Source organism: Streptomyces sp. CNX435 (assembly GCF_059570575.1).
In genome coordinates, this window is record NZ_JCANTA010000003.1 from 436,623 (window position 1) to 450,370 (window position 13,748).

General features: G+C 74.4%; 14 protein-coding genes. 4 read left to right on the forward strand and 10 right to left on the reverse strand.

Going from position 1 to position 13,748, the window contains the following annotated elements:
- The first annotated feature begins 61 nt into the window (after positions 1 to 61).
- Positions 62 to 193, forward strand: coding sequence for a hypothetical protein (locus tag T328_RS08335; RefSeq protein ID WP_496495253.1), 132 nt, complete (start codon positions 62 to 64; stop codon positions 191 to 193).
- Between the two features lie 19 nt (positions 194 to 212).
- A complete protein-coding gene (locus T328_RS08340; protein WP_496495254.1) occupies positions 213 to 803 on the forward strand; it encodes a TetR/AcrR family transcriptional regulator in 591 nt (196 codons plus the stop codon).
- A 693-nt stretch (positions 804 to 1,496) separates the two neighbouring features.
- Here T328_RS08340 and T328_RS08345 read toward each other — a convergent pair.
- Positions 1,497 to 1,856, reverse strand: coding sequence for a hypothetical protein (locus T328_RS08345; protein WP_496495255.1), 360 nt, complete (start codon positions 1,854 to 1,856; stop codon positions 1,497 to 1,499).
- A gap of 12 nt (positions 1,857 to 1,868) precedes the next feature.
- Entirely contained in the window at positions 1,869 to 2,357 is a 489-nt protein-coding gene (locus T328_RS08350) for a hypothetical protein (RefSeq protein WP_496495256.1), read from the reverse strand.
- A 277-nt stretch (positions 2,358 to 2,634) separates the two neighbouring features.
- Here T328_RS08350 and T328_RS08355 point away from each other — a divergent pair, with 277 nt between their 5' ends.
- Positions 2,635 to 3,261, forward strand: a complete 627-nt coding sequence (locus tag T328_RS08355; RefSeq protein WP_496495257.1) for a hypothetical protein — start codon at positions 2,635 to 2,637, stop codon at positions 3,259 to 3,261.
- A 10-nt stretch (positions 3,262 to 3,271) separates the two neighbouring features.
- Here T328_RS08355 and T328_RS08360 read toward each other — a convergent pair whose 3' ends face one another.
- Positions 3,272 to 3,814: a hypothetical protein gene (locus T328_RS08360; RefSeq protein WP_496495258.1), complete on the reverse strand. Its 543-nt coding sequence runs from the start codon at positions 3,812 to 3,814 to the stop codon at positions 3,272 to 3,274.
- 30 nt (positions 3,815 to 3,844) lie between these two features.
- Positions 3,845 to 4,465, reverse strand: a complete 621-nt coding sequence (locus T328_RS08365; RefSeq protein WP_496495259.1) for a hypothetical protein — start codon at positions 4,463 to 4,465, stop codon at positions 3,845 to 3,847.
- A 15-nt stretch (positions 4,466 to 4,480) separates the two neighbouring features.
- Here T328_RS08365 and T328_RS08370 point away from each other — a divergent pair, with 15 nt between their 5' ends.
- Positions 4,481 to 5,008 carry a hypothetical protein gene (locus T328_RS08370; protein ID WP_496495260.1) on the forward strand — a complete coding sequence of 176 codons (528 nt, stop codon included), beginning with the start codon at positions 4,481 to 4,483 and terminating at the stop codon, positions 5,006 to 5,008.
- 184 nt (positions 5,009 to 5,192) lie between these two features.
- Here T328_RS08370 and T328_RS08375 read toward each other — a convergent pair whose 3' ends face one another.
- The 6 genes from T328_RS08375 to T328_RS08400 form a co-directional block, all read right to left on the reverse strand.
- Entirely contained in the window at positions 5,193 to 5,918 is a 726-nt protein-coding gene (locus tag T328_RS08375) for an ABC transporter ATP-binding protein (RefSeq protein WP_496495261.1), read from the reverse strand.
- An 8-nt stretch (positions 5,919 to 5,926) separates the two neighbouring features.
- The gene (locus tag T328_RS08380) at positions 5,927 to 6,823 is read right to left on the reverse strand and encodes an ABC transporter ATP-binding protein (RefSeq protein ID WP_496495262.1); all 897 of its coding nucleotides are present in this window, start codon (positions 6,821 to 6,823) and stop codon (positions 5,927 to 5,929) included.
- A gap of 302 nt (positions 6,824 to 7,125) precedes the next feature.
- The gene (locus tag T328_RS08385) at positions 7,126 to 9,258 is read right to left on the reverse strand and encodes an ABC transporter permease (RefSeq protein WP_496495263.1); all 2,133 of its coding nucleotides are present in this window, start codon (positions 9,256 to 9,258) and stop codon (positions 7,126 to 7,128) included.
- Position 9,259: 1 nt separating this feature from the next.
- Complete coding sequence (locus T328_RS08390; RefSeq protein ID WP_496495264.1) at positions 9,260 to 10,474, reverse strand: ABC transporter substrate-binding protein; 1,215 nt, start codon at positions 10,472 to 10,474, stop codon at positions 9,260 to 9,262.
- 213 nt (positions 10,475 to 10,687) lie between these two features.
- Positions 10,688 to 11,092 carry a roadblock/LC7 domain-containing protein gene (locus T328_RS08395; protein ID WP_496495265.1) on the reverse strand — a complete coding sequence of 135 codons (405 nt, stop codon included), beginning with the start codon at positions 11,090 to 11,092 and terminating at the stop codon, positions 10,688 to 10,690.
- Positions 11,092 to 13,596: a sensor histidine kinase gene (locus T328_RS08400; RefSeq protein ID WP_496495266.1), complete on the reverse strand. Its 2,505-nt coding sequence runs from the start codon at positions 13,594 to 13,596 to the stop codon at positions 11,092 to 11,094. The genes T328_RS08395 and T328_RS08400 overlap by 1 nt, the downstream gene beginning before the upstream one ends.
- Between the last annotated feature and the right edge of the window lie 152 nt (positions 13,597 to 13,748).

Sequence of the window (13,748 nt, forward strand, 5' to 3'; positions counted from 1 at the left end):
GTCGAGGTGGGCGTAACTTTAAAGCAAGAAATACTGCGTTAACTGGCAGGAGGCACAACCAATGGTTCTCACCCCGGACTTCTGGACGCTGATCACCGTCTTCGCCGCCGGCGGCATGGGGCTCACCGCCGTGACCGCCGCGCTCGTCGCCGCCCTCCCCCGCTCCCACGCGGAACGGCCGACGCCGCACTGACCTGCGCTAGGTTGGCGGGATGCCGGAGAGCAGCCGCCAGCCACCCACCCGCAGAACGGGCGGCCGCAGCGCCCGCGTACGCGCCGCCGTGCTGCAGGCGACGCTCGACGTCGTCCTGGAGCACGGCACCGACGCCCTGTCCATCGCCGAGGTCGCCCAGCGCGCCGGCGTGCACGAGACGTCGATCTACCGCCGCTGGGGCACCAAGTCCGCCCTCGCCCTCGACGCCGTCCTCGACCGCACCCGCACCGAGCTCCCCACCCCCGACACCGGCACCCTCCGCGGCGACCTCCTCGCCCTGCTGCACGACGTCGCCGTCTTCGTCCGCACTCCGGTGGGCGGGCTGCTGCTGCGGATGGCGGTGCAGGAGGACCTCGCGGAGTACGAGGCGGCCCGCGACCAGTTCTGGACCGCCCGCTTCGCGGTCGGCGCGACGGTCCTCGACCGCGCCGAGTCCCGCGGCGAACTCCGCCCCGGCGTCGACCGCCACCTGGCCTTCGAAGCCCTGCTGGGCCCCCTCCACACCCGCGTGCTACTGACCCGGGAACCGCTGGACGAGGCCTTTCTGGAGGGCACGGTGGACCTGCTCCTCGCGGGCATCGGCGCCTGACCGCGGCGCCCCGGCGCATCCGACGGTACGCGTCCTTCACGAGCACCGGGGCGGGGCTGACCCGCGGCAACACGTGTGACACGCTGTAGTCCGAGGGCCGGCACAGACGGGAATGTAACCGGGTGACCCGGCCGTACGGCTGATGACGGACACCAGTGCGCCGACTCCCCGAAGGCGCAGGTCAACCCGCAACGGCGCGGGGCTCCGGGGGCAGGGACCGGTCCTTCCCAGGCACCGAGCGGGGTTGGCGGATTCCCCTCGTCATGCATACTCCCCGCAAGGGCACGTCACTCTCCGGAATGACGGCGCCGGGGGTCGAAATGAATGGCGGACGGGTCGGGAGGACGCGTGCACGGGGATGCGGGGCACGTCAGCCGCAATGAAGTCGGGGGGACCGTCCACGGTCCCGTCGTTCAGGCCGGAGCCGTACACGGCGACGTCCATGTCCACGCCCACGCCCCCGCGCGCGCCGTGCCGTGGCAGCTCCCGCCCGCCGCGCGGATCATCGGCCGAGCCGCGGAGGTGGCTGCGCTGGAGGCGTACCGGGTGCGCGGGTTGCGAGCCGGGCGGGGCACGCTGGCGGCGGTCAGCGGGCTGGGCGGCGTCGGCAAGACGGCGGTCGCGCTGTCCTGGCTGCACGGGCTGCGGCGGGAGTACCCCGACGGCCAGTTGTACGCCGACCTCGGTGCCTACTCACCGGCGGGGCCGGTCGACCCGGAAGAGGTCATCGCCGGCTTCCTGCGCGCACTCGGCGTGGCGCCGGAGCGCGTGCCGTCGACGTTCGCGGAACGGGTGGCGCTCTGCCGGTTGTTGACGGGCGAGCGACGCCTCGTCGTCCTCCTCGACGACGCCGTCAGCGCCGGGCAGGTGCGGTCGCTGCAGGGCACCGGGCCGAGCCTGGTGGTCGTGACCAGCCGGAACCGGCTCGCCGGCCTGGTCGTCGACGGCGGCACCGCGCTCAACCTCGAACCCCTCGCCGGCGACGCCGCCGTCGAACTTCTGGGCGCCACCCTCGCGGACGACCGGGTCTCCGACCAGCCCGAAGCCGCACACTCCCTGGTCGAGTTATGCGCCGGGCTGCCATTGGCGGTACGCGTGATCGGCGCCCGGCTGGCCGCCCGGCCGCGACGCGGGCTCGCCACGATGCAGCGCGCGCTCGCGGAGGAGCGCACCCGGCTGGCGGCGCTGTCGATCCCCGGAGACGACCACGACGTACGGGCCAGCCTCGACATCTCGTACCGCGGACTGCCACCCCGCGCCGCCCGGCTCTACCGGCTGCTGGGCGTGCACCCGGGCCCGGAGTTCAGCGGCGCCGCGGCGTCCGCCGCCCTCGGCGAAGAGGCCGAGGGCCCTCTCGACGAACTCCTCGACGCCAACCTCCTCAGCGAGGTCGGCGAGGACCGGCACCGGCTGCACGACCTGGTGCGCCTGCACGCCTCGGACACCGCCGCGGCCCGCGAGCCGGGAGCGGAACTGGCCGCCGCACTGCGCCGGGTCACCGACCACTACCTCGCCGGCGCCACCCGCGCAGAAGAGATCGTCGACCCGCAGCACCGCACCCTCCCGCGCGACTACGGGCCCGGCCCGTGCTTCGCGCCGTACGTCGGCGACGACTCCGCCGCCGCGCTGGACTGGATGGACCGCGAACTCGCCGACCTGATGGCGGTCATCCGCGGTGCGCGCCCGGCCGACGTGCCCACCGCCGCCTGGCAGACGGCCGACGCGTTATGGCCCCTTTTCCTCCGTCGGAAGTCGTACGAGCACGGTCGGGCCGCGCACGCGGAGGGACTGACCGCGGCCCGCGAACTGGGACGTCGCCGCGCAGTGCCGCATGCTCACCTCGGGCGGGCTGGTCGAGCTGGACGCGGGCGGGCACGCATCCGCCCTCAGGATGTTCGAGGAGGCCGCCCGGCTGTTCCGCGGCGCCGGGGACGCCCTCGGCCACGCCCGTACGCTCAACTACCGCGGCCTCGCCCACCAGCGGCTCGGCGACGCGGAGCGGGCGGCCACGCTGTTCGGCCGTGCCGCCGACGAACTGCCCGCCGTCGGCGACGTACGCGCGGGCGGACTCGCTCGCCTCAACCTCGCCGACGTCGCGCTCGCCCGCGGGCACCCCGACGCGGCCACCGAGCATGCCGAGGCGGCGCTCGCCGTGTTGCGGGACGCGGGCGACGCATACAACGCCGCCCGCGCCGGCACACTCCTCGAACGCGGCCTGCCGGACCGCGCCGAGGACCACCTGGCCACCGCGCTGACCGAACTCCGCGCGTGCGGCGCCGACTACGAGACGGCCCGCGCGGTGGAAGGTACGGCGGCCCTCGCCGAGTACCGCGGCGCGCGGGATCCCGCCCTGGTCCGCTACCGGGAGGCGCTGGACCTCTACGCCGCCGCAACCGGCCCCGACTCGCCCGAGGCCGAGGCGGTACGGGAGCGGCTGCGGCGGCTTGAGGACGGCTGACCGCGCCGGGTCACCCCGGGGGTACGGCGGGCAACGGGGTGTCCCGCCCCGCGGGCGGTGGCGCGGTCCGCAGCAGTACGGGCCCGGGGAGCGGGTCCGTGAGCAGCCCGGCGGTCAGCCAGGCGTGGACCGCGGAGGCCACGGCACGCCAACGCCACCCGGAGCCGGGGCCGTCGGGGTCGGCGACCCGAAGGGAGAGGACCCGGCTGCCGCAGCGCAGCCAGCACCGTCCGCCCCGGTAGACCGCCACCACCAGCGCCCCGGGGTGGCGCACCGCGGCCGCCTGCACGTCCGCCGGGCCGCCACCCGGCGCCAGGAGCACGTCGGCCAGTCGGGGCCACGGACCCGGTGCGTGCAGCCCCGCCCGCACGTGCTCGTCGACCCACGGCACTCCGGTGCCGCCGCGCCGCACCTCGACCCGCACGCGGTGCACCGGACCCGGTAACGACCGCGAGCGCGGTCGCCCGTGCCGCCGCAACCGCGGGCCCGCCGACGGGGCGCCCACGTACACCGGTGCGTCCCACACGGCAGCCTTCAGCTCCGCCAGCGTCACCACGCACACCTCCGAGGCCCGCCGCGGCCATTACGGCACCACCAGGCTGCTCGGCTCTTCATGCGGCACCAGCCGCGGCAGCGCCGCGCGTTCGGTGACCGGCGCGCCCGGCAGGCCGCCGGGCGGCCGGAGCCGCAGCTTCCGGTAGAGCAGCCCCCGCATCAACCGCGCGAAGCGTCCCGGCTCCGAGGTGATGCGGCCGGCGACGTGTTCGTAGCGCGGTCGGACCGACGCACGCGCATCGCGGGACAGCTGCCGCGCCAGCTGCCGGTCGGTGCGCAACCGGGGGGCGAAAGAGGCAAGTTCCGCCCCGGGCGAGTCCGGGTCCAGATCGTCGCCGGTGAGTTCGGCGAGCAGCACCGGCGCGCCCGTGGCCGTACCGTACAAGGTCGCCGAACCGTGGTCGCCGACGATCACGTCCGCGGCGACCAGCGGGCCGACCCACTCCGAGTGCTGGCCGACCACGGCGAGCCCGGCGCGGCCGAGTTCGGCCAGCCAGCTGTGTATCTGCCACTCGCTGTGGCCGTTCCACACGTGCGGGTGCAGCAGCGCGGCCACCCGGAACTCGTCCCGGGGCAACTCCCGCACCAGCCGGTTCAGCACCTCCCAGCCCTGGCCGAGCAGCGACGCCGGCCCCCAGGTCGAGCACACCACGACGAGCCGCTGATGGCCGCCGTCATAGGACTCGGGATGGCGATGATCGCCGCCGGGCTGCTGGTGCTGGCGACCGTCGTCGACGGCTCCGGGATCCGGGGCTTCCTCGCCGCCACGGCGCTCCTCGGCGCCGGCGTCGCCTTCGCCGCCACCCCGGCGACCGAGGCGATCGTCGCCGCGCTCCCACCCGAGAAGCAGGGCGTCGCCTCCGCGCTCAACGACCTCACCCGCGAACTGGGCGGCGTCCTCGGTATCGCGGTCCTCGGCAGCGTCTTCAACTCCACGTACCGGGAGGACGTCGGCCGGGCCGCCGAAGAGCTGCCCGCGGGGCTCCCCCAGGGGGCCTCCGACACCGCCCGGGACTCGCTGGCCGGCGCGCTGCACGTCGCCGACGAGGTCGGGGGCGCCCGGGGCGCCGAGTTCGCCGGCGCGGCGCGGGAGGCGTTCAACTCCGGGATGTCCAGCGCCCTCGTCGGCGGGCTCACCGTGGTCGCGCTGGGTGGCGCGGTCGCGGTCGCGCTGCTGCGGCGGGTCAGGTAGCGGGATTCTGACCGGTGGTGGCTCGTTGTCTTGCACGCGGCGGCAACTGCCGCCGGTGTTCGGGCCTGCTCGCAGAAGGGCGCTTCATCGACAGGTCCAGCCGGCCGTCGGAAGGTGAGCGGGTGGGCCGGTGAGGGGTGGAGCTACGCCACCGGCCCGGAGACGCCGTACGGGACGGGTCCCGTCAGTGCGCCGTCAGCGCCAGCGCCTCGTGCAGCTCCGCGGGGTCTCTCCGCACCGCCGGTCCCTCCAGCCGTGCGGTGACCCGGCCCGAGGTCAGCACCGTCACCATGTCGGCGCACCGCGCGGCCGACGCGGGGCTGGGCGAGACGAGCAGCACCGCGAGCCCCTCCCCCGCCAGCGTGCCGACCAGGTCGAGGATCTGGCCCACCAGCACCGGCGCCAGGCCCTCCGTCGGCTCGTCCAGCAGCAGCACGCGCGGCGAGCCCAGCAGCGCACGGGCCAGCGCGAGCATCTGCTGCTCGCCGCCGGAGAGGTCGGTGCCGCGGTGGGTGCTGCGCTCGGCGAGCCGGGGCAGCAGGTCGAGCACCCGCTCCGGTGTCCAGGGCCGGGCGCCGCCGGTTGCGCGGGGGCCACGGGGCGGGCGGTGGGCGAGCCGGATGTGCTCGGCGACCGTCAACCGCGCGAAGACCCGGCGGCCCTGCGGGACGAGCCCGACGCCGGCGCGGGCGATGCGGTGCGCCGGGCGGCCGGTGACGTCGCGGCCGGCGACCTCGACCGTGCCGGTGGCCGGGCGCAGCAGGCCGGCGACGGTGTGGACGAGGGTGGTCTTGCCGGCGCCGTTGTGGCCGACGATGGCGTGCACGCTGCCCTCGGGGACGTCGAGGTCGAGGTCGTGGAGCACGGTGCCGCCGTGGTAGCCGGCGGACAGTCCGGAGATGCGGAGCATGGGGCGGGTCACCTCTCGGCGCCGGTGTCGTGGGCCCGGTCGGCGCCCGGAGCGCCGGGGTCGGCAAGAGAGCCAGGATCGGCAACTGAGCCGGCGTCGGCAAGGGCGCCGGGGCCGGCCGGGGCATCCGCCGTCGTGGCCGCGTCCAGGTACGCGCTGCGCACCTCGGGCAGCTCGAAGACCTCCCGTACCGGCCCGGAGGCCAGCACCCGCCCCGTCACCAGCACCGTGACCGTACGGGCCAGCCGCGCGACCACCTCCGTGTTGTGCTCCACCAGCAGCACGGCGACGGCGTCGTCCAGCGCGCCGAGCACGTCGAGCAGCCGGACCACGTCCCGGTCGGTGAGCCCGGCCGCGGGCTCGTCGAGCAGCAGCACCCGCGGCCGGGCGACGAGCGCCGCGGCCAGGTCCAGCAGCCGGCGCTGGCCGTGCGAGAGCGAGCCCGCCGGCCGGTCCGCCACCCCGGCGAGGCCGACGTCCGCGAGCCGTTCGGCGGCGGCCGCGGCCAGCCGCTCCCGGCGGGCGGTCCGCCGCCAGGCGCCGCGGCGCTCGGGGTGGTGCCGCCAGGAGGCCAGCAGCACGTTGTCCAGCACGGTCAGGTCCGGGATGACGGTGGGCTGCTGGAAGCTGCGGGCGATGCCGAGGCGGCTGCGCCGCGCGGGTGCGGTACGGGTCACGTCGCGGCCGAGGAAGGCGATGGCGCCCTGGTCGGGGCGCTCGGTGCCGGCGATGAGGTTGAGCAGGGTGGTCTTGCCGGCGCCGTTGGGCCCGATGAGGGCGTGCCGGGCGCCGACGGGCAGGTCCAGGGAGACCTCGTCGACGGCGGTGAGGCTGCCGAAGCGGCGGGTGAGGCCGGTGAGTTCGAGGGCGGGAGCGGCCGAGGCGGGAGCGGCGGACGGGGGCACCGAACCTCCTTCGAGGATTCCCCGGCGTTCAGGCCAGGGAGGATTCGCCCCTGCGGAACGGGGGATGGACTCCAGGGCGGAAGACCGCCCACGCAATGGGGTACGCTGACCACCGTGCGTAACGAGAACCAAGTGCGCGCGACGCGCTGAGCGAGAACCAAGCCAGCGCAGCCAGCGTGAACGTGCTTCACGACCCCGGGCTGGTTCCAACCCGGCTGGCGTTGAGGGAGTAAGACCTTGCTGGTCGCTGACCTGCAAGGCTTCCTGAGCCAGGAATCCCCCTGCTGGAGCTGGGGGAGGGTTCAAGTGGCCCCCTTCCGTACGCGGACCGAGGGGCCGGTGTCCGCGGACTGCGGCGCGCCGGAGTCAGCCGGGCTTCGCGGCGAGGGCAACCGACCCGCGCCGCCCGGCCGTCCGGCCCGGCCACCGTCGGCGCCCCCGTCCTCGCCGTCGGCGGCGGGGACGCGGGGAGTCCCGGACACCAGCCCGGCGAGGCCGCGGGGCAGCAGATAGACGGCCGCGACGAAGAGCACGCCGAGCAGCAGCGGCCCGTGGCCGGGCCAGGACCCGGCGAGCCAGTCGCGGGTGTAGACGATGAGCCCGGCGCCCACCAGCGCGCCGATCACCGACGTGATGCCGCCGATGACGGCCGCGAGCATCGCGAGCGCGGCGATCTCGAAGCCGACGTCGGCCGGGGAGACGTAGCTCTGCACGGCGATGAGCAGCGACCCGCCGACGCCCGCGAGCGCGCCCGCGCCGACGTACGCCACCAGCAGGTATCGCGTCACGGGGTGGCCCGAGGCGCGCATCCGCTCCTCCGCCTCCCGCGAGCCGGTCAGCAGCTTGCCGGCCGGCGAGCGCAGCATCACCAGCGCCACGGCGACGACGCAGACGACGACGATCGCGGCGTACTGGTAGATGGCCAGCTCCTCGAAGAGCGGCTCGCCGCCCCAGAACGCCTGCGTGGAGGGGAATCCCGCGAGGCCGTCAGTGCCGCCCGTCACGGACTTCCACTGGCCGATGGCGATGGCCGTCAGCTCGCCGACCGAGACGGTGATCATGAGCACGGTGGTGCCGCGGGCGCGGATCACCGCCGGCCCCGTCACCGCGCAGAACGCGGCGGCGGCGACGGCGGAGATCACCACCTGCACCGGCCCGACCGTCCAGTCGTTCTCGGCGAGTTTGGCGGTGGTGTACGCGCCGACCGCGAACGGCGCCGCCTGCCCCAGCGTGGGCAGCCCGGTGTAGCCGGTGACCACCGTGACGCTGACCGCGAGCAGGCCGAGGGACAGGGCGTAGCCGGCGAGGGAGAGGGAGTAGGCGTCGAGGAACATCGGCAGGAACGCCAGCACGGCGATCAGGGCGCCCAGCGGGGCGGCGCCGCGAGCCGCCGCGGCGACGCGCCCGGCGCCGGTCCGCACATCGGTCTCCCCCGCGCCCGCCGTACGCACCGCCGCCTTCGCCCGGCGCGCCGCCAGCGCCCCGCGCCACGGCCACGGCACCCGCGCCAGCCGGCGGCGCAGCCGCTCGGCCGGGTCGGGCGGCGGGTCCGCGTCGCGCTCCGGGCCGTGCGGCTCGGCCAGCCCGCGCCCGGAGCGCAGGATCAGCACCACCGCCATGGCGGCGAAGAGCAGGTACGGCGCCCAGTCCGGGGCGACCGACACCCCCAGGGTCTGCACCTCGCCGACCCCGACAGCGGCCACCAGCGTCGCCCACAGCGAACGGAGCCCGCCGAGGACCACGACCACGAGGGAGAGCATCAGCACGGTGTCCCCGGTGCTCGGCCCGGGGCCGATGATCGGCGCGCCGAGTACGCCCGCGGCGCCGGCCAGGGCGCCCGCCGCGGCGAGTACCCCGGTGTGCACGACCCGGGGGCTGAGGCCCGTGGTGGCCAGCATCTCCGGGTCGTCGGCCGCCGCTCGGACCGCGGCGCCCGCGCGGGTGCGGGTGAGGACCCAGGTGCCGGCCGCCGCGAGGACCACCGCCATCACGATGAAGCCGAGCCGGTAGGCCGGGTAGCGGTGGCCGAGGAGGTCGACGGAGGTGTCCAGCGCGTCCGGGATGCGTACCGGCATCTCGTCCGCGCCGAACCACTCGACGAGCAGATTGCCGCCGATCAGCGCGAGCCCGAACGTCAGCAGCGCCTGGTCGAGATGTCCGCGGCGGGCGAGCGGCGCCGTCGCCGCCGACAGCGCAGCGCCCGCCGCGCAGGCGGCCGCGGTGCCGGCGACGAGGCCGAGGACGAGGCCGCCCCAGGTGCCGTCGCTCAGCTCGGCGCCGGTGTAGGCGCCGACCGCGTACAGCGTGCCGTGCGCCAGGTTGAGCACGCCGGCGGTGCCGAACGCCAGGCTCAGGCCGGCGGCGACGACGAACAGCAGCAGCCCGTAGGCGACGCCGTCGACCGCCGGCACGAGCTGGGCATCGAGCGACCCCACGTCAGTCGCCGAGCGTGGCCAGGTCCTGGACCGTGACGTTGGCGAGTCGCTCGCCGTCCTTGCGGACCTCGCGCAGGTACCACTTCTGTACCGGCGCGTGCGACTTCTTGCCGAACGCCCAGGTGCCGCGCGGGCTTTCGATCTGGCCGAGGTTGCCAAGGGCCTCGTTGATCGTCTCCGAGTTCACCTCACCCTTCTCGGCGGCGTCGCCGATGGCCGTGTCGAGCGCGGCGGCGGCGTCGTACGTGGCCACGGCGTACCCGGTGGGCGGAGTGTCGTATTTGGCGGTCCAGTCGGCGACGAACTTCCGGTTGGCGTCGTTGTCCAGGTCGGACACGTAGTTGGAGACGGACTGAATGCCCTCGGCCCCGTCGCCCTGGGCCTGGACGACGCTGCCCTCGGTCAGGGTGCCGGAGGCGTACAGCGGCAGGTCGGCGATGTCCGACTGGGCATACTGCTTGACGAAGTCGATGGCGGCCTTACCGGCGTAGAAGGTGTACACCGCCTTGGCGTCGGACTGGGCGATGTCGGCGAAGTACGGGGTGAAGTTGGTGGTGTCGGGGAACGGCGTCCAGGTGGCCTCGCCGTCGGGGTTGGCCAGTTCGCCGCCGACCTCGGCGAAGGTGTCGGTGAAGCCTCCGATCTGGTCGTAGCCGCCCTGGTAGTCCGGGCCGATCGCGTAGACCGGCCCGTCGACCTCGTCCTTGACGTACTCGGCGATGGCGGTGCCGTAGTCCTTCGACAGGAAGCTGGTGTGCCAGACGCGGCTGACGTCCTTCAGAGCCGGCCGGCCGCCGGTGCTGACCAGCGGGATCTTGTTCTGCTCAAGCATCGGCAACACCGCGTTGTACGTGCCGTTGGCGACGATGCCGGACATCACGTCGATCCGGTCCTTCTTCACCAGCTTGGTGACGGCCGGCACGGCGGTGGGCGGGCCCTCCCCCTCATCGCCCACCGACAGCTCGACCTCGCGCCCGCCCAGCTTGCCGTCGTGCGTGTCCAGGTAGAGCTGGAAGCCGTTGCGCATGTCGGTGCCTATCGGCTCGTACGTACCCGAGAGGGCGACCAGCAGGCCCACCTTCACTGTCTCGTCGCCGGAGGCGCTGTCGCCGCCGCTGCAGCCGGCGACGGCCAGCGAGACGGCGACTGCGGCGGCGGCGGAGGCCCGGGCTCTGCTGCGGCGCGGGCGGCGCGGTATGGATGCGTTGACGAACACGGAGGCTCCCGAGGGAAAAATGAGTGATGGGCTGGGGTTGGTCCGGGGGGTCGAGGATGTGGGGGATGTGGGGGGGGTGTGGGGGCGGGTGTGGGGCGACGACGGCACGGCGGACGGCAAACGCCTGCTCCGGCAGGGCGACCGACGGACGACGGGCCGCCGCCCCGGGCCGGGCGCGGGCGGGTTGAGGGGGGCCCGCCCGTGCGACGGCCGTCAGGTGGCGGGCTGGGAGTCGCGCAGCTGCGGGCTGAGCGCGTCGCCGACCTGGTTGATCAGCTCGGACATCATGTAGCTGACCTCGCCGATGTCCGCGTCCCGGTTGGTGGTGACGAGGAGGGACGCCCCGCTGGACACAGCCATGGAGAACATGTAGCCGCCCTCCATGGCGGTCAGGCTGTGCTCGACCGGGTCGCTCTCGATCAGCTGCGCGGCGCCGGAGAGCAGGTTGACGATGCCGGAGGCGATGGCGGCCAGCCGGTCCGCGTCGTCCTGGTCCACCCCCGTGTAGGCCAGGGCGAGGCCGTCCACGGAGACGGCGATGACCTGGGTGACCTCGGGGATGCGACGGGCGAAGTCACTCAGCAGCCAGCTCAGGTCGGCGGTGGATGGGGTCGTCATCACGTGCTCCGTTGCGAGTCGTCGTCGGGTGCGGTCCGGGTGCGACCGCTGTTCCTGGCGGTACGGGCTCGGCCTCCGTCGTCGTTGCCGGAGCGGCCGTTGCGGTTGCCGCCGCCACCGCCCGTGCCGGCGGGACGGCCGCGGTCGGCGGCGCCTCCGTCTCCCTCGCGACGACCGGCGCTCCTGCTGATGCCCTGGGTGTACGCGGCCAGCACGTCGGAGATCTGCCGGGAGTCCCGGCGCTTGGCGGGCGCCGCCTTCCGCTCGCTCCTGCCGGGCTTGCCGCCACCGTCGCGCTTGGGGAACCGCGGCCACTGGTCATCCGACTGACGCATCCGCACGGGCAGCCCCGAGGGGCTGATGCCGGCGACGCGGTCGGCCGGATCGTAATCCGGGCCGAGCGGTGGGTTACGCCTCTGGCCACCGCCGTCGCGGGTCTCGGACTGCTGTGTGTCCGGTGCGCCGGCTCCGCCCGCGGTGGCCGCGCCGGGCCCGGAGGCCGCGGCGACGGGCTCGTCCAGCGGCTTGCGCGGGGACGGCAGGCCCCGGGACCGGGCGGCGAAGACGCTCGCCTCCCCTTCCACCAGAGGCCGTTCACCCTCGGCCATGGTCTCCTCCTCGACGGCCACGAGGACCGACGCCGGGAGGGTGACCTCGGCGATGGTGCCGGGTCCCGCGGAGGAACGCAGCTCGACGACGATGCCGTGGCGGGCGGCGAGCCGGGCCACGACGTGCAGGCCCATCGACCGCACGGCGCCGACGCCGGTCTGCGGGCTGCCGAGGCGGGCGTTCAGCTCCTCGCGGCGCTCGGGGGTCATGCCGACGCCCTCGTCGACGATCTGCACCACCGCGCGGTCCCACAGCCGCCAGACCGCCACGCCCACCTGCTTGTCGGGGGCCGAGAAGCGGGTGGCGTTGTCGAGGAGTTCGGCGAGGATGTGCGCGAGGTCGTGCACCGCACGGGCGGCGATGCCGATGCCCTGCTCCACGATCCCCATGGCGACGCGCTCGAACCGCTCGATCTGCTGGGCGGCGGCGACGACCACGGTGACGCAGGGCGCGTCGCTCTCCCGTACCCTCGCGTGCCCGTAACCGCCCATCACGAGCAGGTTGTTGGTGTTGCGCTCCATGCGGATGGCGAGGTGGTCGAGCGCGAAGAGGATCTTCATCCGCTCCGGGTCGGCCTCGTCGCGCTGCACCGCGTCCAGTTCGGAGACCATGACGGAGGTCAGCTGCGCGCCCCGGCGGGCGACGCCGACCAGGGTCTCCGCGAACTGCTCGTACGCGTGCGCCTGCTGGGCCGCGAGCCGTACCGCCTCGTGGTGCACGGAGTTGAACGCCTCGCCGACCTCGCCGATCTCGTCATCACCGGTGGTCTCCACCGGGCTGCCGGAGCTGTCGGCGACCTGCCGTGGCGTGGCGCCGCCGAGGGCACCGGGCTGGGAGAGGTCCGAGACGATCTGCGGCAGCCGTTCGGTGGCCACCGAACGCGCCGCGTTGCGCAGGTCGCGCAGCCGGCGGATGATCACGCGGCCGATCCGGAACGCGAAGAGCAGCGCGCCGATCAGCGTCACCAGCACCACGGCGATCTCGATGACCGCCCACCAGATGAGCGTGGACCGCTCCTGGGTGACGTCGTCGTGCACCGCCTGGTCGACGCGACGCTCCACCGAGCGCAGCTCCGCCTGCCGGTCGGCCGTGGCCTCCTGCCACTCGGCGGCGGAGAGTCCGAGATCCGCTCCGACCGGGGTGCGGCTGACCTGGTCCTGCATCCGCTGCGCGGGCAGCGTGCCCGGAGCGGAGAGCGCGTGCTCCAGCCAGCCGCGCCACTCCGGCTGACCAAGGGCGACGAAGGTGTTGAGCGTGTCGAAGTAGCCGATCTCGGTGGCGTCGAACGAGCGCCGGGAGGCCGAGGTGAAGCCGCCGCCGGCCAACGCCCGGAGCACCACGACCTGTTGCTGCGCCGAGTGCTCCAGCCCGCGCGAGAACGAGGCGGAGGCCCGGATGCTGTCGGCGATGTCGGCGTCGACGCCGTCGGCCTGGGAAATGCCGTCCCGGTAGTCGATGAGGTCGGCGATCGGGATCCGGTACCCGAAGGCGAGCGCGGACAGCGTGCCGCTGCCGGAGCGCACCTGGGCGCGCAGCGACGGCAGCTCGGCCAGCGACCGGTCGATCCGCTGCACCGCGAGTTCGGCGTTGGGCGGCAGGGAGTCGAGCTTCCTGCGTTTCTCGGTGTAGGCCGTGACGCCTGCGTCCGTGGCGTCGGTCGCCTTGCGGAAGGCGGCGGCATCGCCTTGGGAGGCGACCAGCGCGGTCGCGGTAGCACGCTCGTGCTGCAGCCGGGCGGTCAACTCCGCGGCGGAATCGGCCGCCTCGACCATCTGCGCCAGCCGGTTGGCCTGGAACGCCTGAGTGGTCGCGGGCGCGAGCGCGCGTATGGAAAAGGCGATGGCCACCAAGAGGGGTACGGCGACCAGGAGGACGAGTCGACGGTTGATCTTCACTGCGTAACCCCTACGTCGGGGCCATGACACCGTAAAGCTGACACGGGATTACCTTGCGATGGGGAGGGCGTGACGTGTGGGGGGCAGGCTAACCATCGCTCCTGCTGAGGGTGGGCTGAGCGACGGGTCTGATGCTAAGTCGGAAGTCTAAG

What these genes read in the sequence shown, in the direction of transcription:
- T328_RS08395 (WP_496495265.1), bottom strand. Translation starts at nt 11,092, where the DNA reads ATGACGACCCCATCCACCGCCGACCTGAGCTGGCTGCTGAGTGACTTC.
- T328_RS08355 (WP_496495257.1), top strand. Translation starts at nt 2,635, where the DNA reads ATGCTCACCTCGGGCGGGCTGGTCGAGCTGGACGCGGGCGGGCACGCA.
- T328_RS08335 (WP_496495253.1), top strand. Translation starts at nt 62, where the DNA reads ATGGTTCTCACCCCGGACTTCTGGACGCTGATCACCGTCTTCGCCGCC.
- T328_RS08340 (WP_496495254.1), top strand. Translation starts at nt 213, where the DNA reads ATGCCGGAGAGCAGCCGCCAGCCACCCACCCGCAGAACGGGCGGCCGC.
- T328_RS08375 (WP_496495261.1), bottom strand. Translation starts at nt 5,918, where the DNA reads ATGCTCCGCATCTCCGGACTGTCCGCCGGCTACCACGGCGGCACCGTG.
- T328_RS08370 (WP_496495260.1), top strand. Translation starts at nt 4,481, where the DNA reads ATGGCCGCCGTCATAGGACTCGGGATGGCGATGATCGCCGCCGGGCTG.